The sequence below is a fragment of the Hyphomicrobium sp. B1 genome, assembly GCF_049532635.1.
Classification (GTDB): Bacteria; Pseudomonadota; Alphaproteobacteria; order Rhizobiales; family Hyphomicrobiaceae; genus Hyphomicrobium_B.
The window spans coordinates 4,188,477-4,208,321 of sequence record NZ_CP134871.1 but is presented as its reverse complement, the minus strand read 5'-3'; the positions used below and the strand labels follow the sequence as shown (position 1 = coordinate 4,208,321).

General features: G+C 60.9%; 19 protein-coding genes and 1 other RNA gene. 11 read left to right on the top strand and 9 right to left on the bottom strand.

The features are described from left to right. The first annotated feature begins 356 nt into the window (after window positions 1–356). Window positions 357–905 (top strand): DUF1465 family protein, encoded by a 549-nt coding sequence (locus tag RLW55_RS20075; protein WP_013946624.1) that lies wholly within the window; start codon window positions 357–359, stop codon window positions 903–905. An 88-nt stretch (window positions 906–993) separates the two neighbouring features. Here the strand turns inward: RLW55_RS20075 and rpmE are convergent, their stop codons facing one another. Beyond that, the gene (gene rpmE / locus RLW55_RS20070) at window positions 994–1,218 is read right to left on the bottom strand and encodes a 50S ribosomal protein L31 (RefSeq protein WP_013946625.1); all 225 of its coding nucleotides are present in this window, start codon (window positions 1,216–1,218) and stop codon (window positions 994–996) included. A 349-nt stretch (window positions 1,219–1,567) separates the two neighbouring features. Between rpmE and RLW55_RS20065 the strand changes: the two genes are divergently transcribed. After that, a complete protein-coding gene (locus RLW55_RS20065) occupies window positions 1,568–3,316 on the top strand; it encodes an ABC transporter transmembrane domain-containing protein (RefSeq protein ID WP_423415184.1) in 1,749 nt (582 codons plus the stop codon). Window positions 3,317–3,547: 231 nt separating this feature from the next. Here RLW55_RS20065 and RLW55_RS20060 read toward each other — a convergent pair whose 3' ends face one another. The 5 genes from RLW55_RS20060 to RLW55_RS20040 all read right to left on the bottom strand — a co-directional run bounded on the left by RLW55_RS20060 (window position 3,548) and on the right by RLW55_RS20040 (window position 8,359). Then, on the bottom strand, window positions 3,548–4,576 hold the full coding sequence (locus RLW55_RS20060) for a peptidoglycan -binding protein (protein ID WP_423415183.1): 1,029 nt from the start codon (window positions 4,574–4,576) through the stop codon (window positions 3,548–3,550). A gap of 3 nt (window positions 4,577–4,579) precedes the next feature. Next, window positions 4,580–5,632 carry a flagellar motor protein MotA gene (locus tag RLW55_RS20055; RefSeq protein WP_423415182.1) on the bottom strand — a complete coding sequence of 351 codons (1,053 nt, stop codon included), beginning with the start codon at window positions 5,630–5,632 and terminating at the stop codon, window positions 4,580–4,582. Window positions 5,633–5,749: 117 nt separating this feature from the next. Beyond that, the gene (locus RLW55_RS20050) at window positions 5,750–6,544 is read right to left on the bottom strand and encodes an inositol monophosphatase family protein (RefSeq protein WP_423415181.1); all 795 of its coding nucleotides are present in this window, start codon (window positions 6,542–6,544) and stop codon (window positions 5,750–5,752) included. A gap of 88 nt (window positions 6,545–6,632) precedes the next feature. Further along, a complete protein-coding gene (locus tag RLW55_RS20045; RefSeq protein ID WP_423415180.1) occupies window positions 6,633–7,715 on the bottom strand; it encodes an SEL1-like repeat protein in 1,083 nt (360 codons plus the stop codon). Continuing rightward, a complete protein-coding gene (locus tag RLW55_RS20040; protein WP_423415179.1) occupies window positions 7,712–8,359 on the bottom strand; it encodes a thiamine phosphate synthase in 648 nt (215 codons plus the stop codon). The genes RLW55_RS20045 and RLW55_RS20040 overlap by 4 nt, the downstream gene beginning before the upstream one ends. Before the next feature lie 385 nt (window positions 8,360–8,744). On the opposite strand from RLW55_RS20040, the gene RLW55_RS20035 reads away from it, so the two are divergent. Next, window positions 8,745–11,060, top strand: coding sequence for a L,D-transpeptidase family protein (locus tag RLW55_RS20035; RefSeq protein WP_423415178.1), 2,316 nt, complete (start codon window positions 8,745–8,747; stop codon window positions 11,058–11,060). Between the two features lie 90 nt (window positions 11,061–11,150). Here the strand turns inward: RLW55_RS20035 and RLW55_RS20030 are convergent, their stop codons facing one another. After that, window positions 11,151–12,185, bottom strand: coding sequence for a class I fructose-bisphosphate aldolase (locus RLW55_RS20030; RefSeq protein ID WP_414462033.1), 1,035 nt, complete (start codon window positions 12,183–12,185; stop codon window positions 11,151–11,153). Between the two features lie 79 nt (window positions 12,186–12,264). Next, window positions 12,265–13,275, bottom strand: a complete 1,011-nt coding sequence (gap, locus tag RLW55_RS20025; RefSeq protein ID WP_423415177.1) for a type I glyceraldehyde-3-phosphate dehydrogenase — start codon at window positions 13,273–13,275, stop codon at window positions 12,265–12,267. Window positions 13,276–13,558: 283 nt separating this feature from the next. Here gap and RLW55_RS20020 point away from each other — a divergent pair, with 283 nt between their 5' ends. The 6 genes from RLW55_RS20020 to RLW55_RS19995 all read left to right on the top strand — a co-directional run bounded on the left by RLW55_RS20020 (window position 13,559) and on the right by RLW55_RS19995 (window position 16,679). Beyond that, the gene (locus RLW55_RS20020) at window positions 13,559–13,786 is read left to right on the top strand and encodes a hypothetical protein (protein ID WP_013946636.1); all 228 of its coding nucleotides are present in this window, start codon (window positions 13,559–13,561) and stop codon (window positions 13,784–13,786) included. A 40-nt stretch (window positions 13,787–13,826) separates the two neighbouring features. Then, window positions 13,827–14,141, top strand: a complete 315-nt coding sequence (locus tag RLW55_RS20015) for a cell division protein ZapA (RefSeq protein WP_409562521.1) — start codon at window positions 13,827–13,829, stop codon at window positions 14,139–14,141. 76 nt (window positions 14,142–14,217) lie between these two features. After that, window positions 14,218–14,378: non-coding RNA, 6S RNA (gene ssrS / locus RLW55_RS20010), on the top strand. 32 nt (window positions 14,379–14,410) lie between these two features. After that, complete coding sequence (locus RLW55_RS20005) at window positions 14,411–14,983, top strand: 5-formyltetrahydrofolate cyclo-ligase (protein WP_414462035.1); 573 nt, start codon at window positions 14,411–14,413, stop codon at window positions 14,981–14,983. Between the two features lie 19 nt (window positions 14,984–15,002). After that, the gene (locus tag RLW55_RS20000) at window positions 15,003–15,836 is read left to right on the top strand and encodes a TIGR00282 family metallophosphoesterase (protein WP_409562523.1); all 834 of its coding nucleotides are present in this window, start codon (window positions 15,003–15,005) and stop codon (window positions 15,834–15,836) included. Window positions 15,837–15,929: 93 nt separating this feature from the next. Continuing rightward, window positions 15,930–16,679, top strand: a complete 750-nt coding sequence (locus RLW55_RS19995; RefSeq protein WP_013946640.1) for a YebC/PmpR family DNA-binding transcriptional regulator — start codon at window positions 15,930–15,932, stop codon at window positions 16,677–16,679. A 47-nt stretch (window positions 16,680–16,726) separates the two neighbouring features. On the opposite strand, the gene RLW55_RS19990 is transcribed toward RLW55_RS19995, so the two are convergent. Then, complete coding sequence (locus RLW55_RS19990) at window positions 16,727–17,044, bottom strand: hypothetical protein (RefSeq protein ID WP_423415176.1); 318 nt, start codon at window positions 17,042–17,044, stop codon at window positions 16,727–16,729. A 173-nt stretch (window positions 17,045–17,217) separates the two neighbouring features. On the opposite strand from RLW55_RS19990, the gene RLW55_RS19985 reads away from it, so the two are divergent. Together RLW55_RS19985 and ruvC are read left to right on the top strand one after the other, a co-directional pair. Continuing rightward, entirely contained in the window at window positions 17,218–19,320 is a 2,103-nt protein-coding gene (locus RLW55_RS19985; protein ID WP_409562525.1) for a hypothetical protein, read from the top strand. After that, the gene (gene ruvC, locus RLW55_RS19980; RefSeq protein WP_409562526.1) at window positions 19,317–19,844 is read left to right on the top strand and encodes a crossover junction endodeoxyribonuclease RuvC; all 528 of its coding nucleotides are present in this window, start codon (window positions 19,317–19,319) and stop codon (window positions 19,842–19,844) included. The genes RLW55_RS19985 and ruvC overlap by 4 nt, the downstream gene beginning before the upstream one ends. The last annotated feature ends 1 nt before the right edge of the window (window position 19,845 follow it).

The window sequence follows — 19,845 nt, the reverse complement described above, 5'->3', positions numbered from 1 at the left end:
ATCAATTTGAATTACGCTGCATACTGTCCAATTTTGGGATTCGATGAATTTGGCGCTGCTGTTTCGAATCCTAACAGCGCATCACTCCGCTCACGTTTCCACTTAACTGAACCTTAAGCATATTGCTGCACTTTCGGTGTTAATCCAGGCCATCTGGATCGTGGCGGCCCCTCTGCCGCCTCATTTGACGCCTCCCTGTTGACTTTCGAGCCGCCCTAACGGAGCGGCTCTTTTTTTGCACTGTCCACAACATGATTGGAAACGCCCCGTTTTGGGCGAGGTTGTTAACTATGGTGCTCTAGTGTCGGTTCGTGGTAGCAGTTGCACACGGGTAAGCGTTTGTATCGTTGAGGGTCATGAGTAACGTATATCGCGTGGATGGCGCGCCGTCTGGCGGCGCCACAACGGTCTCGTTCGGAGAGCGGTTTCAGTCCTCCGAACAGTTCGACCACATCTTCAAAGAAGGCATGGCGCTCGTAGAGCGCACAGCCAGTTATCTTGACGGTCCGGGCCGCAAGGAAGCAAAGGCGCTCGCTGGCGGGGTCGGCGTCCTTTATGCAACCGAAAGCATGCGCCTGACGACGCGGCTGCTGGATCTGGCTTCGTGGCTTCTCATTCGCCGTGCGCTTCGAGAAGGTGAGATTACCGAGGACGAAGCGCGCAAGAAGCGGCGTCGCGTGAAGTTGCAGGCCTTCGGCCGCCCGGCGCACGTCAAGGGCTATTCGGAGCTCCCGATGGGCCTGCAGAGCCTGATCGAGGAAAGCTTCGCTCTGCACGATCGCATCTCACAGCTCGATCGCATTCTGACGACGCCGTCGGCAGCAGACGCGCCGGAAGCAGCGGTTAATCCGGTTGCGCATCAGGTCGGTTTGCTGGAGCGGGCGTTCGCTGCAAAAGTCAGCTGAGCGCGACGACAGTTCGAAAATCAAAAAGGCCCGCTCGATGAGAGCGGGCCTTTTGATTTCTGACGATACGTTCGATCGCGAAAAGCGATCAGAACATGCCTTCGAACTTCTTCTTGAAGCGCGACAGGCGGCCGCCACGGTCCATCAACTTCGCATCGCCGCCAGTCCAAGCCGGGTGCGTGTTAGGGTCGATGTCGAGGGTGAGCGTGTCGCCCTCCTTGCCGTACGTCGAGTACGTCATGAACTGAGTGCCATCCGTCATGACCACCTTGATCTGGTGGTAGTCGGGGTGGAGATCGGCGTCTTTCTTCATAGCCTTTGGTCCGTCTGGTAATACGTTTATCACGGCGAAGCCCTGAAGAGCTCCGGCCCCGGTCTTGACAAAGAGGGGACTGAATTGCCGCGTTGTTTAGCCGAGATAGCTATCCCGCACAAGCCGCAGTGCGTCGCAAACCTAAGCAAATCGTAATTTTCTTAAGGCCAAACAGCGTCCCATTGCCACTTGAGCCCGTGGCTGCGGTGGGGCATGGTCCCCGCGGCTTGAGGGTCGAAACATCTTGTTTCCCCACGACTTGGACCAGAACCCCATGAGCAGCGACGTTGCAGACCAGAGCCCGGAGCAGGCTCAACCTACGGATGAACCTTCCCGGGAACGCCGGCGCATGTCGCTTAAGCCTTTGAAGACGCTGATGCCCTTGATCACCGCGCATAAGGGTGCGCTCTGGGGCGCCATTATCGCCCTGGTCGTCTCGGCGCTTGCCATGCTGTCGGTTCCGCTCGCCGTCAGGCGTATGATCGACAAGGGTTTTGCCGGCAACGATTCCGCGCTCATTAACAGCTACTTCCTAACGCTCATCGGCATCGGTCTCATCATCGCGATCGCGAGCCCGGCCCGCTATTATTTCGTCAACTGGATCGGCGAGCGGGTGGTTGCCGATTTGCGCTCGAAAGTTTTTGCGCAACTCGCGAAGCTCGGACCGGCCTATTTCGATGTCAATCATTCCGGCGAGATCATGAGCCGCCTGACGGCGGACACCACGCAGATCAAAGCCGTTGCCGGCTCGTCGCTGAGCCAAGCGGCGCGCAACTCGATCATGCTGGTCGGCGCGCTGATCATGATGTTCATCACCAGCACCAAGCTTTCGCTGCTAGTGTTTTTGGCGATCCCGGTCATCGTTCTGCCGCTCGTCGGCTTCGGGCGGCTTGTGCGCCGCCTGTCACGCGAGGCGCAGGATACGCTCGGCGATTCATCGGCCTACGCGGCCGAGAACCTTGCCGCCTACCGGACGATGCAGGCTTACGTCAACGAGAAGGCCGTGACGGATCGGTACGACCGTTCGGTGGAGCGGACGTTCGCTGCGGCACGTCGGCGGATGCGGGCTCGTGCGGCGCTGACGGGCATCGCCATCTTCCTGACGGTAGCAAGCATCACGGCCGTACTCTGGTACGGCGCATCGGCGGTGATTGCCGGTGACATGACCGGCGGCCGGCTTGGGCAGTTTGTGCTTTATGCGCTATTCGCTGCGGCATCTCTCGCAGAAGTCTCGGAAGTCTGGGGCGAGATCAGCCAAGCAGCCGGCGCTGCGGAGCGCCTCTCTGAGATGATGGCAACGGTGCCGGAAATCCGTTCGCCGGAGAAGCCGACGCCGCTGCCGGAGCCCGCAATCGGCAGCGTTGCGTTCGAAAACGTGTCGTTCGCGTATGCGGCGCGCAAGGGCGATAAAGCGCTCGATGGTGTTTCATTCCGCGCCGAACCGGGCGAGACGCTGGCGCTCGTCGGCGCCTCGGGGGCGGGCAAGACCACGATCTTCAATCTGCTTCTGCGCTTCTATGATCCCGATACGGGCATCGTTCGCGTTGATGGCGTCAACGTCGAGGATGCCGACCTCTCGGCGCTGCGCAATCGCATGGCGCTCGTACCGCAGGACGTTGCGCTGTTCGCCGATACGGTTGCCGAAAACATTCGCTATGGCACGCCGGGCGCGACGCTGTCGGAAGTGCGGCGCGCGGCGGCTGCGGCTCAGGCCGACGAATTCATTCGCCGTCTTCCGGATGGATACAACACCCGTCTCGGCGAACGCGGCACATCGCTTTCGGGCGGTCAGCGTCAACGCATCGCCATTGCACGCGCTATTCTGAAAGATGCGCCGATCCTGCTGCTCGACGAGGCGACGAGCGCGCTCGATGCGGAAAGCGAAGGCGCTGTGCAGCGAGCGCTTGAAGACCTGATGAAGGACCGGACGACGATCGTCATCGCGCATCGCCTGGCGACAGTGCAAAAGGCGGACCGGATTCTCGTCATGGAGAACGGCCGTATCGCCGAAGCCGGTACGCATAGCGAGCTGGTACGGCGTGGCGGCATCTATGCCCACCTCGCCGAGCTGCAGTTCGGGCGCGAGGCGGCGGAATAGGCTGAACGGCGGATCTCGGGGTTAACCGGCCGTTAACGTGTGCTAACGGAATATCCTCAGTCTTTCCGCAGGCTGATAATTCGTGTCATGAAGGCGCTCACGCTCATCGTTATCGGGTTCGGAGTTTTCGCGTACGATATCGCGTTTAACAACGGCGAGATCGTGCGTTGCATCGGGTCGTTTCTCGGACTTGCCTGAGCGATCGCGGCCGGAAGCCGGCCGTTTGAGACACTATCTATTCGTCAGCTTCAGCTCGATGCGCCGGTTTTTCTGATAGGCCTCTTCCGTGTGGCCGCTATCGACCGGCTGGAATTCGGCGTAGCCCGCTGCAACGAGACGATCGGCGGGGACGCCGCGCGAGACGAGATATTTCACGACTGAGGCGGCGCGCGCCGTGGAGAGTTCCCAGTTCGACGCGAACTGCGAATTCGAAATTGGGCGCGCGTCGGTATGGCCGTTGATCTGCAGAGCCCAATCAATGTCGGGTGGGATTTCTTTCTGCAGCTCGACGATGGCTTCGGCGATCTGATCCATCGCTGCCATGCCTTCCGGCGTCAGCGTCGCGGAGCCCGACGGGAACAGAACTTCAGATTCGAAGACGAAACGGTCGCCGACGACGCGGATGTCTTTGCGATCTTTCAGCAACGTACGCAGGCGGCCGAAGAAATCGGAGCGATAGCGCTTCAACTCCTGCACCTGCTGGGCAAGGGCCGTATTCAAACGGGCGCCGAGATCCTTGATAGTCTTGTCGCTTTCCGCGCCCTTTTTCTCCGAGGCTTCGAGCGCATCGTTCAAGGCTGCGATCTGGCGGCGAAGCGCTACGAGCTGCTGGTTCAACAGATCGACTTTCGACAGCGCTTCATTCGAGAGGTTTTTCTGCTTGTCCAGCGCGGCCGTCAGACCGGCGATCTGGCCTTCCGCCGATTTGGCGCGCTCATCCGCGCCGAGGCCTGCGCCGGTCAGCTTTTCATTCTCAGCTTTGAGTGAGGATAGCGTGGCTTGCAGAGCCGCGAGTTCGTCTTGTGCCGATTGCGATTTGCCTTTTTCCAGCGACAGCATCGACGTCAATTCGCTGATCTGGGCGGTGAGGCGCTGGAGAGCAGAATCCTTGCCGGTGACTTCCTGTGCGGAGAAATACTGCGCGATCATGAAGATCGACATCAGCAGCGTCACAACGAGTAACAGCGTTGAGAGTACGTCGACATAGGCGGGCCAGAACTCGCCGTACTCGCCACTGCGGCGGGAGCGTCCGCGCGCCATTTGCTAGCCCCCGCGCTTCATCGCATCGGCGAGGCTGCGCAGCATGCTGGCGACCTCTTGCTGTTGCTGCGCCTGCTCGTCGACCCATTCGCGGACGACTTTCTGCTCGGTGCGCATTTGCGTCACGAGCTGATTGACGCCGCGCGCGAGGTCGCGAACATCTTCCTGAGCTTGTCCAGAGGCTTTCGCCGTTGTCGGCTCGGGTTGTTCCGTCAGGCGGTTGGTGAAGTCCTCCAGCGACCGCTGCATGTCGACGACGGCCGACAGAAGCTGGCGATTGACGTAGTCGCTCGATGACACACCACCGGCGGGCGTCAATTCGGTGATGCCCGAGAGCCATTCTTCCAGCTCGTTATAGAAACGGTTGTGGGCATGGTTCGCCTGCAGTTCGAGAAAGCCGAGTATCAGCGAACCGGACAGACCTAGAAGCGATGACGAGAAGGCCGTTCCCATGCCTCTCAGCGGCGCGGCGAGGCTCGCCTTCAAATCGCTGAATAGCTGGACGTTGTCGGTTGCTTTGCTGTCGAGCGTGTCGATGGCGTGGCCGACCGACTGAATGGTTTCGAGCAGACCCCAGAAGGTGCCGAGCAGGCCTAGGAACACGAGCAGGCCGACGAGGTAGCGGCCGGTGTCGCGGGCTTCATCCAGGCGCGAGCCGATCGAATCCATGAACGATCGCATTGCGGCCGTGGACAGCGAGAGTGTGCCGGTGCGGTCGCGCAGCATCGTCGCCATTGGGGCGAGCAGCACGGGGCGGGCGCTGATCGACAGGCCTGGATCGGAAATACGGAAGGCGTTCACCCAGCGGATTTCCGGATAGAGCCGGAAGACTTGGCGATAGGCGTAGATAATGCCGAGAAAGAGCGTACCGAGGATCAGGCCATTCAGGCCTGGGTTGTTCAAAAACGAATGCTGCAACTGATCGAAGAGAATGGCGGCAAGAAAGCCGACCAAAGTCAGGAAAATCGTCATGCGCAGCAGAAAGACACCGGGCGGTGTCAAACGCCGCGATACCGGTGCGAGTGCCGAGGCATCGCCCGGGCGGATCTTGGCCATTCGTCGTCTCCGGAACGTCCCCGCTGTCCCATTGCGAGACCTTAGCGCAACGCTGTGTCATCGAAAACCGGCAACATCATGCCGGAGTTCGGGCTGGCCCGGGGCGTCCGGCGTGGGTCAGCCCTTTGTAAACAGCACAGAGCCGAAAGCTTTGTGAAGGTGGAGGTTGGCAGCCAGGACGTCGCCCGAGTCCAGCATCTTGTCGCCGCCCTTCAGGTCGCTGACGAAGCCACCGGCCTCGCGGACGATGACGATACCGGCCGCGACATCCCACGGTTGCAGATTGTGCTCCCAGTAGGCGTCGAAGCGGCCGGCGGCAACGAAGGCGAGATCGAGGGCGGCGGAGCCGGTGCGGCGGATGCCTGCGACTTCGCCCATCAGCATTTCCATCTCTTTGAGGAAACGCGGGTGCCCGGTGCGGCCACGGTGGGGAATGCCGGTCGTTACAAGCGCATCCGCGGGCGATTTGCGGGCGGCGACGCGGAGGCGGCGGTCATTCAGGTAGGCGCCTTTGCCCTTTTCAGCGGTGAAAAGCTCGTCGCTCGCTGGATTGTAAATGACGCCCGCGACAAGCTGGCCTTCGCGTTCGAGGCCGATGGAAACGGCGAACATCGGGTTCGAATGCAGGAAATTGGTGGTGCCGTCGAGCGGATCGACGATCCAGCGGTGGGTCTTGTCGGCGCCGATGATCTCGCCGCGCTCTTCCATCAGGAAGCCGTAGCCGACGCGGGCCTTCGACAGCTCCTTAAAGATGATGTCTTCGGCTTTGTGGTCGGCGGCGGAGACGAAATTGGCAGGGCCTTTGATCGAGACCTGCAGGTGTTCGACCTCACCGAAGTCGCGAATGAGACTGCGTCCGGCTTTGCGCGCCGCGGAAATCATGACGTTCAGGGTCGGTGATACGTTGCTCATGTCGTGAGATCCGGAATCGGCGCGAGAAAAACTTCGAAGACGCGCGCTCTACCGGCTCTTCACAGTCATGGCAAGGCGGCGCAAAGCCTTAAGGCACTGCCGACATTTCCGGATCGACCGCGATACGGTCCATCCAGGCGGAAGCCTCGACCGCTGCTTTGAGGCGATTGGCCTTCGACATTTTCGCCAGAATGGCGTCGAATTCCTTGTCGACGAAGCCGTTTTTTTGCGCGATCAGGCGCCATTTCGCGGCTTCGATCGGGTCTTTCTTCACCTTGATGCCATCAAGGTAAACGTAGGCCAGTCGGTTCTGCGCGCCGGCGATGCCCTTTTCCGACGCTGCCTTGAGCAGAGCAGGGATCTTCACCTCGTCCTTCGTGAGGCCGAAACCCTGGAGGAGACGCACGGCATAGTCGTATTGCGCGACTGCGAGGCCTTGCTCGGAGGCGCGGGAGAGCCAGCGTGCCGCTTCCAGTGCATTGGCATCGACGCCGGTGCCCGTCTGATAAAGCTCGGCGAGGTCGTATTCGGCCTGTGGAACGCCTTTTTCGGCGGCGTAGCGAATGTGCTGGTAGGCGCGGATTGGGTTTAGCGGCTTGCCCGTGCCGTTGAGGAACAGCAGGCCGAGATTGTAGTTGGCGTCCGCGTTGCCGGAGAGGGCCGCTTTCTCGAACAGCTCGCCAGCCTGTGTGTAGTCTTTCTTGACGCCTTTGCCTTGAGCGTAGGCCATCCCGAGCGCGAAGGTGCCCTGGATGTCGCCCATGTCGGACGCCCGCTTGAAGTATTCGTTGGCTTTGCGCTGGTCTTTTTCGACGCCGAGGCCATCCTGGTAGATGCGGCCGATGAGAGTATTGGCTTGCGGTTCGCCCTTGGCTGCGGCTTCCTGCGCGAGCTTCAGCGCTGTCAAGTACTGGCCTTGGTCGAAGGCTGTGTAGGCGGCATCATCGCCGGTCGGGGGAACCAGCGAGGGAATGCGCGTTTTCATGCTCGCCGGTCCGGACGTGGAGGGCGGCTCGGCTTCCGACTTCTTGGGCGTCGGGGTCAGCTTGGGAACAACCGTCTCGTCGCGCGAAAACCACGAGCTGCTTTCGGCCGCTGCGGGAGCGGCGCTGATAACGAGTGCCCAACACAGTGCGGTTCCGACGAACGATCCAGACTGGAATAATCTCATGTCGCAGTCTCGGGGATTCGTAAGGCTTCTGAAAACGCGCGAACGCGGTCGGCTGCGTCTTTTGCCGTGTCGCTGCTTGTGACGCTGACAGACACGAAGTCGGCACCCACGACAGCCAATGCATGCGCGGAAATGCTATCGGGAACATCGAAGGCAACGCAGGGGACTTCGAACAGCTCACTCCACCAGGCGATGAGATCGCGTTGGCGTTGCGCTGCCTTTTCCCGGTCTTCGACATGAGGGGGGATGCCGAAGGCGACGTAATCGGCACCGCTTTCGCCAAGTTCCATCGCGTCGTGGCGGCTCCGTCCGGCATCGGCGCCGACGATGGCATCAGAGGTGGACTGGCGCGCAGTTTTGAATGAACGGACGATATCTTGTGACCAGATCAGATGAATGCCATCGGCGCCGAGCATATTGGTCTCGCCGGTCTCCGACGCGATGAGCACGGCGATGCCTTGTGCCTGCGCCAAGGCGATCAGCGGCCGCACTGTTTCGGAATCGATTTTCGCGCCTCGGCCGGGACGCAGCAGCACGCTTGCGACGGGCGCGGCCTCGATCGCTGCCGAAAGCACGCTTTTTGCCTGTGTGGCGGGCGTGTCGTCGATCTGAAAATCCAGATAAAGGCTGGCTGGGGTAGACACGCGCCAAAGACTCCAGTTTTTGATCGTTCAATTCCGTGCGGAATGCGGCGGAAACAAGAAGGCCGTCGATTGACCGGGTTTCGTCCACTGGGTTGCAGCAAACAGGGCTATACTCAAGACGAATCGAGTTTTAAGGGCCACAGCGCGGTTTTTTCGCCGGATTACGGCCTTAACGCAGTTTACCAGACTACGGGAACGGGTCATGGTCACCCATCTCTGAGTTTAGGCGTTTTTCCGCCAACTTGAGGGCTCACGTAGTGTCGGCAAGATCGGCATGCTGCGTCTCTCGCCCATCGGAGCCAAACGGGGAATGATCAAACAAGTCACGCTTCGCCTAGTCGGCGTCAGTTTATTGGGGGTTTGCTGGATCGGATGTGCGCCAGTCATGGCGGCAGAGACGACCTCGCAGGATTCATCAAGCGGCACGACGACGTATTTTCCGCCGAAACCGACTTCGTCACCGGATGCTCCGGCTGCAACGCCGGCGGCGCCGACGACAACGGCTGCCATTCCGAAATCGGCTGACCCGCCCAAGAGCAATCTTCCGGCCGAGCCTGCGGTTTCACCGAAGAGCAGCGTACATGATGCCGATCCGTCGGTAACGGCGACTGTGACTCCGGCGGCCGGTGAGACGCCTCAGTCGCAACCGGCGCCCGCGACAGGCGATGCCAAGCCGGCTGATGCAAAACCGGCCGATGTCAAACCCGACGCCGCGCCGGCCCCTGCGACGACGGATACGGCCATCGTAACGCCATCGGCGGACGACAAGCCTGCCGCGGATAAACCTGCAGCCGACGCGCCGGCTGCAACGCCCGCGCCATCAACCGACAGCAAGCCAGACGCTGCTACCGCGACACCTCCTGCGGCTTCTCCCGCGAGCGATACGGCGCAGCAGCCCAAGCCCATCGAGACGACGCCCGTTGCCACGCCGCCAGCGCCGCCGCCGGTCAATCCGGTCGTTCTCGCGGCACGCGGGAAGCTTTCGGATAAATCGTTCGCCAGCAACAGCGCCAATGATGATGTGACCGCCGCGCGCGATTACTATGGTTCCCATACCGAGCCGCTGTGGGTTCATGGCGGTGAGTTCACGCGCAAAGCGAAGGAGATCATCTCGACGTTGAAAGGCGCTGATGATTGGGGTCTCGATTCATCGGCCTTCGCTATTCCGGCACTCGGGAGTGGGTCCGCTTCGGAAGGAGCAGCGGAGGCTCAGTTGACGCTTTCGGCGCTGAAATATGCGCGGTATGCGCGCGGCGGCCGTCTCGATCCGGTGTCGCTCAGCAACATTCTCGATATGAAGCCGCCGGTCAAAGAGCCGAAGGCCGTCATGCGAGAGCTGGCGAGTGCGTCCGATCCCGGCGCTTATCTGCGTGGCCTCAATCCGAAGCACATCGGTTTCGAACGTCTCCGGCAAGCGCTGTTGAAGGCGCGTGGCGGGGCGACGGATGTCGCGGATGAACCTGCCGACACGGCGCTACTCGTTAAACTGCCGACGAAGGGCAAAACGCTGAAGCGCGGCGTCAAGGACGATCAGGTTTCGCTGCTGCGGCAGCGCTTGAAAGTTCCTGCCGACAATCCTTCAAACGATCGCGTTTACGACGATCAGCTTGCCGATGCGGTTCGCGCCTTCCAGCGGGCGAACGGTCTCAAGGCCAATGGCGTCGTGACCAATCGCGTGCGCACCGCGCTCAACAGCGAGGGGCAGCCCAAGCGTCGCGCCAGCCCGTCGGAGAACGTCGATCGCATCATCGTCAACATGGAGCGTTGGCGGTGGCTGCCGGCCAATCTCGGGAAGTTCTATGTCATGAACAACATTCCCGAGTTTACCAGCGAGATCTGGAAAGACGATCGCATCGAGCTGAAGCAGAGGATCGTTGTCGGCCAGCCGTCGTGGCCGACGCCGCTGCTGTCTTCTAAAATGCAGTATGTGATCTTCCGCCCGAGCTGGGGTATGCCGGACGGCATCAAAGCCAAGGAGCTTATGCCGCGACTCCGGCAGGCGTCCGGCAATTCGGGCTTCGGATTCTTCGATCAGTTGTTCGGTGGCGGCGGTGGTTACAGCGGCGCGGATGTGATCGAAGCCTACAAGCTGCAGGTCTATTACAATGGCCAGAGGGTCGATCCCAATTCGGTGAATTGGAAAACGGCGGACGTTCGGCAATACAGCTTCATCCAGCCGCCGGGACCGGACAATCCGCTCGGCATGGTGAAGTTCCGTTTCCCGAACAAGCATGACGTCTACATGCACGACACGCCGGAGAAGACCCTCTTCAGCGCGAATGCCCGGGCGCTAAGCCACGGCTGCATGCGTGTTCAGGATCCTCGCAAAACTGCGGAGGTCATTCTGGGCGAAGACAAAGGTTATTCGCCTGAGAAGGTCGGAGAGCTTTGGAATAGCGGCGCCAGCATCACACTGTCGAAAGAGGTGCCCGTTTACCTCGTCTATTTCACCGCTCGTGTGGGTGACGATGGTCAGATGGAAAACTTCCCCGACGTCTACGGCATCGACAGCCGGGTGATGTCTGCAATCCGGGGCCGGCCCGTCCGCTTCATTGCGCAGGAAGCGATCGATCCGACAGAAGCTTCGGAGCCGGGCGCCAGCGCGTTCGATCCGCCTGACGATCCTCGACCGACGCGTCGGAGCGCAAAGAAAAACACTAATCCGATCCAAGATGCGCTTTCCAATATCTTCCTGAACTGAGCGCAGCCGGTATAGACATCAAAAAAGGGCGGATCTTTCGATCCGCCCTTTTTGTTTCAGGCCGTGCCTGGGATTTTGATCCGGCTTTTATCAGGCCGCTTTTTCGAGCTTCTGGTCCCATTTGCCCAGAGCAGCCAGGCTGTTCATCTTGGCGCGGTGCGTGAAGGCGCGCTGGCCGGCGGCGACGTTCTCGGGCTTGCCGCCCCAGGCCTGGATCGCAGCGGCCTGCAATGCGCGGCCATAAGAGAAGGTCAGCGGCCAGGGCAGCGGACCGGACGCGTTCATCAGCGAGAGGTGCTCGGTTGCGGCTTCGTCCGACTGACCGCCCGAGAGGAAGGCAATGCCAGGGACAGCGGCGGGAACCGTCGCCTTCAGACACTTGACCGTCTTTTCGGCAACTTCGGCGGCGCTCGCCTGCTTTGAGCACTTCTGGCCGGAAATGATCATGTTCGGCTTGAGCACGATGCCTTCGAGATTGACGCGGGCATCATAGAGTTCGCGGAACACGGTGCGCAGCGTCCACTCTGTCACGCGATAGCATTCATCGATGTCGTGGCCGGAATGCTCGCCGTCCATCAGGACTTCGGGTTCGACGATCGGCACGATGTTGGCTTCCTGGGCAAGGGCCGCGTAGCGGGCCAGCGCGTGCGAATTTGCCTTGATGCAGTTCCAGGTCGGCATGCCGTCGGCAATTGTGATGACCGCGCGCCACTTCGCAAACCGGGCGCCCAGTTTGTAATATTCGGCGAAGCGTTCGCGCAGGCCGTCGAGGCCTTCGGTGATGGTTTCGACCTTCGACGTCGGACCTGCGAGCGGTTTTGCACCCATGTCGACTTTGATGCCGGGAAGCGAGCCTGCGGCCTTCATGATGTCGACGAGCGGCGTACCGTCCTTGGCCTTCTGACGGATGGTCTCATCGTAAAGGATGACGCCGGAGACGTAATTCTTCATGCCTTCGGTGGCGCGGAACAGCATCTCGCGGTAGTCGCGGCGGCTGTCTTCGGTCGACGTCAGCTTGATCGTGTCGAACCGCTTCTTGATCGTGCTCGTGCTTTCGTCAGCGGCCAGAATACCTTTGCCGGGCGCAACGAGAGCGCGGGCGATGTCTTCGAGTTTTTCGCTCATACTTGCCTCCGTAGGCCGTTTAAACAGTGAAACGCACAATAACGGGCGCCGTTCACTGGCGCCCGCTCTAAAATCCCGTTCAAATCAGCTTGGCCATTGCGACTGCGGTATCGGCCATGCGGTTCGAGAAGCCCCATTCGTTGTCATACCAGGAAACGACGCGAACGAAGTTGCCGTCAATCACCTTGGTTTGATCGAGCGCGACGGTCGAGGACGATGGATCGTGGTTCAGGTCCATCGATACGAGCTTGTCCTTCGTCACCGTCAGAATGCCACCGAGGCGGTTCGATTTTGTGGCTTCAACGATGGCGTTGTTCACTTCTTCTGCCGTCGTGTTCCGCTTGGCGACAAACTTGAAGTCGATCAGCGAGACGTTGGGCGTCGGCACGCGCATCGACGCGCCGTCGAGCTTGCCGGCGAGTTCCGGGATCACGAGGCCGACGGCCTTGGCGGCGCCGGTCGTGGTCGGGATGATGTTCAGCGCCGCAGCGCGGGCGCGGTAGAGATCCTTGTGCAGGGTGTCGAGCGTCGGCTGGTCGCCCGTGTAAGAGTGGATCGTCGTCATGAAGCCATGCGCGATGCCGACTGCGTTGTTGAGGACATGGACGACCGGCGCGAGGCAGTTGGTGGTGCACGAGGCGTTCGAGACGACGACGTGCTCCTTTGTGAGCTTGTCGTCATTGACGCCGTAGACGACCGTCAGATCGGCGTTATCGGCCGGGGCCGAGACGAGCACGCGCTTGGCGCCGGCTTCGAGATGCGCCTTGGCCTTTTCTTTCGAGGTGAAGATGCCGGTGCATTCGAGCGCGACATCGACGCCCATAGCCTTATGCGGCAACTCGGCGGGGTTCTTGATGGCCGTCACCTTGATCGGACCGGTACCGGCGTCGATCGTATCGCCATCGACCTTCACTTCCTTGGGGAAGCGGCCATGCACGCTGTCATAGCGCAGCAGATGGGCGTTGGTTTCGACAGGGCCGAGATCGTTGATGGCGACGACTTCAATGTCCGTCCGACCGCTCTCGATGATTGCGCGCAGCACGTTGCGACCAATGCGGCCGAAACCGTTGATCGCGACCTTCACAGCCATTCTTGGAGATCCTCCGGGTGTGAGAAATTGTGACGGATACGGACGAATTGCGGGCTCGTCGCGATCAGTCTCAAGGTTTTGCGGGTCTTTAACGTCACTTGGTGGCCGCCTGTCAATCAGGCAACCCCGGTGCTTTGGGTTACGCTCCTAGGATTCTTTTCAGTCAAAGGGGGGCAAACACGGTCTCGTTTATTGACGACATTTACCTTAGCCACGTAACCTAACGCCCAAGCTAAGGTGATCGATGCGTCAATCGTGTCGCCCGCGAGGGCGATGAGAGGCCATGACTGAACGCAACACCGTTAAGATCAAGCGCGCGGAAGACCTGAAGTCTGCCCGCAAGCCGTCGGGTGACCTCAATTTGCGGTCCGAGAATGCGCGCCTGCGAGCCGAGCTGGCGACCGCCCAGCAGCGGATCGCGGAGCTTGAGCAGCGGACCGCCGACGCCCTCAATCGCATTGATTGGGTTCTCGATTCGCTTCATAGTCTGCGCGAAAGCGAGTCATCGTGAGCGTCGTTCAAGGGGGAGACCGGCTGCGTTGCCGGGCAGGATGGCCGAAGTCCCGTTCACCTTCAATCAACGCACCTATCGGTTCCACTGCGAGGAACACGACGAGCGGCGCCTGAGGGACATCGTCTCGTACTTCAACTCAAAACTGGACGAACTGGTCCGTGAGCATGGTGCGGTCGGCGACGAGCGTCTGATCCTCATGGCGGCGCTGATGATTACGGACGAGCTGTTCGATACTCGGGCCGATGTTGACGATCTGCTGGGGGGCAGCTCAGCAGACCTGCGCTCGGCCGCGATCCGCAGCCTTGAGGCGGACGAAGACGCCGAGCCCGAGAAGCGGCGCGCCAAGGGCTAAGGCGGCGAAAGCCCATCGGGCTCGTGCATATGCCGAAGCAACCACTGGATTTTTCTTAGCCGTTCACATACATCAGCAGATGCTGCGGGGCTCGTCAGGGACAATATGACCCGGGGGCCTATAAGATCCGCACGGGCGCTGTCCCTGACCGGAGCCGTGGCTCCGGACACATGGTGCCCACCTACGCTCGTAGGGACCACGCGGGATCATCGTCTCAACGGCCTTCGCGGCATTATTTCTTTCAGGACCAACTTGCGTTAGACAGCGAAATGATGGCGGACGCAAAGAAAGAGCTGCGCGCCGAAGCGCTTCTGCGTCGCAAGGAAGCCTTCGAGCGCCATGGGCCGGAGGCGAGTCGGCTGGTTGCCGCCCAAGGTCTGGATTTCCTTGGCATAAAGCCCGAGGCGACGGTGTCGGGGTTCGCTGCGATCCGCGACGAGATCAATCCGGCGCCGCTGATGACGTGGCTACAGGCCGAAGGCTGCAAGCTGGCGCTGCCGGTGATGCAGGGGCGGGGCAAGCCACTTGTTATGCGGTTGTGGTCGCCCGGAGACGTGATGGCCCCTGCAGCCTGGGGGATCGCCGAGCCGACCGACGACAAGCCGGAGGTCGATCCGGACGTCGTGCTGGTGCCGCTGCTGGCGTTCGATGCGCGAGGGTATCGCCTGGGTTATGGCGGCGGTTTTTACGACCGTACGCTCAACCGCTTGCGAAAAATAAAGCCGATCATCGCCGTCGGGATCGCCTACGACGAACAAAAGGTCGACGCGGTGCCTGCCGAAAGCTATGACGAAAAACTCGACTGGGTCCTGACGCCTTCGGGTCCCCAAAAATGCCAATAAATTCTGGTCGGACCATTTCATGCGTCTTCTGTTTCTTGGAGATATCGTGGGCCGTGCGGGCCGCACGGTCGTATGCGATGCATTACCCGGGCTAATACGGCGGTTCGGCCTGGATTTCGTCGTCATCAACGGTGAGAATTCGGCGGGCGGCTTCGGTATTACGGAAGCGATTTTCAACGATCTGATCGACGCCGGCGCCGATTGCGTGACGCTCGGCAACCATGCGTTCGATCAGAAAGATACGCTCGTCTTCATCGAGCGACATGACCGGCTGATCCGGCCACTCAACTATCCCAAAGGTACGCCGGGAAGGGGCGCCACTCTGCTGCAGTCAAAGGCGGGCGCAGATGTGCTCGTCGTCAATGCGATGGGTCGCGTGTTCATGCCTGAAAACGACTGCCCCTTTCGCGCCGTCGATAATGAATTGGCGGCTTGTGCACTAAAGCGTGAAGCCGACGCCGTTATCATCGACTTTCACGCCGAGGCGACGAGCGAGAAACAGGCGATGGGCTATTTCCTCGATGGGCGCGTCAGTCTCGTGGTCGGAACACATACTCATACGCCCACCGCCGACGGCCGCATTCTGCCGAGCGGAACGGCGTATCTTTCAGATGCGGGAATGTGTGGCGACTACAACTCAGTGCTCGGCATGGATCCCGAGGAGCCGATCAATCGCTTTCTCACGCGGATCCCGCGGGGTCGTTACGAGCCGGCCGTCGGGCCGGGGTCGATTTCAGGGTTCGCGGTCGATACGGACGACACCACTGGCTTGGCCATTCATGCCGCCCCGCTGCGGCTTGGTCCGCATCTCGAGCCGTCAACGCCTGCTTTCTGGAGGGAGACGGTCGCCTGAACGAGGCTTTGAAGGGCTGCCCTTGACCCGCGCGCGGCCGTTGCGCAAAAGACGGGGCTTCAGCACAATCCCAAAAACGCAACGAGCACGAGCATGGCCGGCCATTCGCAATTCAAGAACATCATGCACCGCAAGGGCAAGCAGGACGCGATGCGTTCGAAGCTCTTCGCGAAGCTCGCGCGCGAGATCACGGTGGCCGCGAAGTCGGGCACACCCGATCCGGACATGAACCCCAGGCTGCGGCTGGCGATCCAGGAAGCGCGCGCCGAAAACATGCCGAAGGACAACATCGAGCGCGCCATCAAAAAGGCGGCAGGCGGCGACCTCGCGAACTACGAGGCGGTTCGCTATGAAGGTTACGCGCCGGGCGGCGTGGCGGTGATCGTCGAAGCCTTGACCGACAACCGCAATCGCACGGGCGGCGTCGTCCGCAGCGTGTTCACGAAATACAACGGCAATCTCGGCGCGACGGGTGCGGTCAGCCATATGTTCAATCATATCGGCGAGATCACCTACAAGCCGGGTGCTGGATCTGCGGATGCCGTGCTGGAAGCTGCGATCGAGGCGGGCGCCGACGACGTGCAGTCGGACGAGAACGGCCATCTGATCACGACGGCGTTCGAATCCCTCGGGACGGTCGCAGGCGAGCTTGAGAAAAAGCTCGGCGAAGCCCAGAGCGTCAAAGCCGTCTGGAAGCCGAACCTGTCCACTTCGGTCGATGAAGACAATGCGCAGACAATCATGAAGATGCTTGGCGCGCTCGAAGACGACGACGACGTACAGAACGTCTACGCCAACTTCGAAATCTCCGACGAAGTGTTGAAGAAGCTGACGGCCGCCTGAGGCTATAGGCCGGAGCGCTTTGGCCGAGGCGCTTGGAGAGCTGAGAGCTATCCGGCGGTATAGAACACACCAAACGTCATCGCGACCAGCCCGGCGATGACCATCAGGATGCCGACGATCCCGAAAAACTGAGCCATCGAGTTGCGGAAGCGGGTACGGGCACTACTTCCGGCCGAGGCTTTCCTCTGGCCTGGAGCGGCAGCACCCGGCTTTTTGCGAAGTTTGTTAATTGCGGCTTCGGTCGTGGCGGCGGCGATGGCGGCGCGCGTATCATTCCGTTTGGCCCAGCGAAATAGCCGGAATCCGCCAAGGATCAGCAACAGACCTGCCACAATCCAGAGCGGATGAGCGAAGGTGGCGTTCATTACGTCCTGAACCTCAATGGTGGCGGCGGGCCGCCAAGTTATTTATTCATTCCGCAACACTAAAGTCGAAATCTTGCGTTCTTACGAGTTTGGTGCGGCAGCAAAGCCGGGGAAGCGTGCTTTGCTGTCAAAACGCACTATGATTAGGGCGTGCACGGTGTACGGGAGTAGGCATGGCGGCGGGCGGACCATCGGGGGGCGGAAGCCGGGTTCGTGTCGGACTGGTCGTTGTCCACGGTGTGGGCGAGACTGAGCCCGGCTATTGCGTCAATGCCGTTCTCGATACCCTGGCCACGACGCGGCCTGGATACAGCGTTTCGCCTGCCAACGAATATAATCGCATGACCGAGCCCGAGGTCGGCAATCCACCGCCCGTGTTTCCGGTGATCCGCCGTGGCGCCGCGCATAACAGCGGCATCGAGATCGAAGCCGTAGAACTGCACTGGGCGGACCTGACCGAAGGCCAGCCCGGGCGCGTGAATACGCTGCTGCAACTCTTTCGCGTCATCTTCGAATCCCATCACCTTGTCGATGCCATGCTCGACCGGACGCGGGATGTGACCTCGTGGATCCTGCGCAAGCTGCTTTGGATCGCGGGCTGGCTGATCCGAGGTCCGAGCGCGGCACTCACGATCGTGACATCAGCGATCTGCGCGCTGTTCCTGTTCGAGCCCGTGTCGGTGACGACCGAAATGATGGACGTCCGCTCGCAGGTGCTCGTCATGACGGGCGCAATTTTTATTACGTCGCTTTATGTTTTCTACCGGATCAGCCGGCAGCAGGATTACTCCTGGTACGATACCGTGTTCTGGCTGGTGGTGACGTCGCTCGCGGTGTTCGCGCTGACGTACTACAACGCGCTGCTCGTGCTTCTACAGTACATTCCCGAACTCGAGATCGGTCCGCAGCGGATGTTGGCCCGCGGTGTTGCTGACTGCGTCGGCGGACCGACGAACGCGGCCTGCTACATCGACGGTCTTTACAAGATCATCATCTGGGGCTGGAGGTTCTGGGGCGGGATGATGGTGTTCGCGGCGGTGCTGCTCGGGTTCGCCTGGGTCCGCGCCCGGATCACGCGCGACCGTTCGCGGCTCGGGACGCTGTCGACGAGCATCGCCATCCTCATCATGCAGTTCATGCTGTGGACGACAGTGGTCGTCAGCGTGATCTATCCGGTGTTGAACCGGGCTGAGACGATCACGACGCTGCGGGAAGCGCGGCCCATTGTCCAGAAGGCCATCGCCGCGCACGAGATTCAACCCGACAGTCCGCTTGCAAAGCTTGTGCAGGTGCCGAACATCGAGCTCGACTGGATCGGTCGCTTCAAGTTCATTTATGCGGCGACCGCCGTCACCGTGCTGCTGATGATATTAGCCTCGATCGTGCTGATCGAAATCCGGCAATTCAAGGCGCGGCGCGGGCGTTCCGATCTCGAACAGACGGCACGGAACATGCCGCGGCTGCTGTTCAATCCAGCGCTGGTCGGGCTTTTGATTTTCGCGTTCCTCGTCGTCTTCGCGCTGGTCTTCGTGCAACCTTATCTCGACAAGAACCAGATGTTCGTGACGCTGAGGGGCTATATCCTGCCGGTGGCGGCGGTGGTCGCTTTGGTGCTGCCGTTCTTCTTCGGACGGCGCGTCGCCAACGTTGCAAACTTTGCGCGCGATCTGATCGATCATCACTATCAGCCGAGGCAGGAGACGGCCGCGTACTTCATCCCGTCGGTGTTTCGCATTCGCAACCGCCGGCTCCGGCGCGAGCGGATACAGTCGCGCCTCAACCTGGTGCTCGAACACTTCGTGCAGAACCAGGGCTATGACGGCGTGATCTTTCTGGCGCACAGCCAAGGGTCAGTGATCGTCTACGATTATCTGCGCGATAATGGGCCGAACTATACGCGCCTCGGTGATGCCGCCCCGGCGCTGCTGACGTTCGGATCGCCGCTCGGCAGCATCTATCAGAAATATTTCCACGAATACGCGGCTGCGAAGCAGGTGCCGATCGGCATCGCATCGAAGCTCAAGTGCTGGATCAATCTCTTCCGGGTGGACGATTACATCGGCGGTCGCATCCAGCCGCCGCCGGGACTGCGCGTCGATAATCATGTCATGGGCCTAGGCGGCCATACCGGCTACTGGACCGAGCCCGACGTGGCGGAAGCGCTTGATGCGATCCTGACGGGCAAGGTTGCGGACGCCACCAAGCCGCCGCCGCTGCCGCCACCGCCGATGACGCCTTCGGCGCCCTATGCGGTTCGTGCTATGCGAAGAGCATGAGGGAACGAACGATTCGCATTATCGGCTTCGATCCGGGGTTGCGCCGGACCGGGTGGGGGGTCATCGAAAGCGATGGCGTCCGGCTCGTTTATGTGGCGTCCGGCGTGATTACGCCGCCCAAGGATGACGATCTTGCCTATCGGCTTTCGGCGCTGTTCGACGAGGTTACGAGCGTGATCCAGAGCTTCAGTCCGTCTGAGGCCGCCGTCGAAGAGACGTTCGTCAACGAGAACCCGCGCTCGACGCTGAAGCTCGGCCAGGCGCGCGGCGCGGTGCTGCTGGCGCCCGCACGCCTGGGGCTGCGCGTCGCGGAATACACGCCGAACCTCATCAAGAAATCGGTGACCGGTGCGGGTCACGCAGAAAAGCATCAGATCCAGGCGATGATCTCGTTCCTGCTGCCGAAGGCGACGTTCGGATGTGCGGATGAGGCGGACGCGCTGGCGATCGCTATCACGCATGCGCATCATCGTGTCAGTCGCCAGCGGGCAGCGGCGTTTGCGGCCAAGGTCGCGGGAACATGAT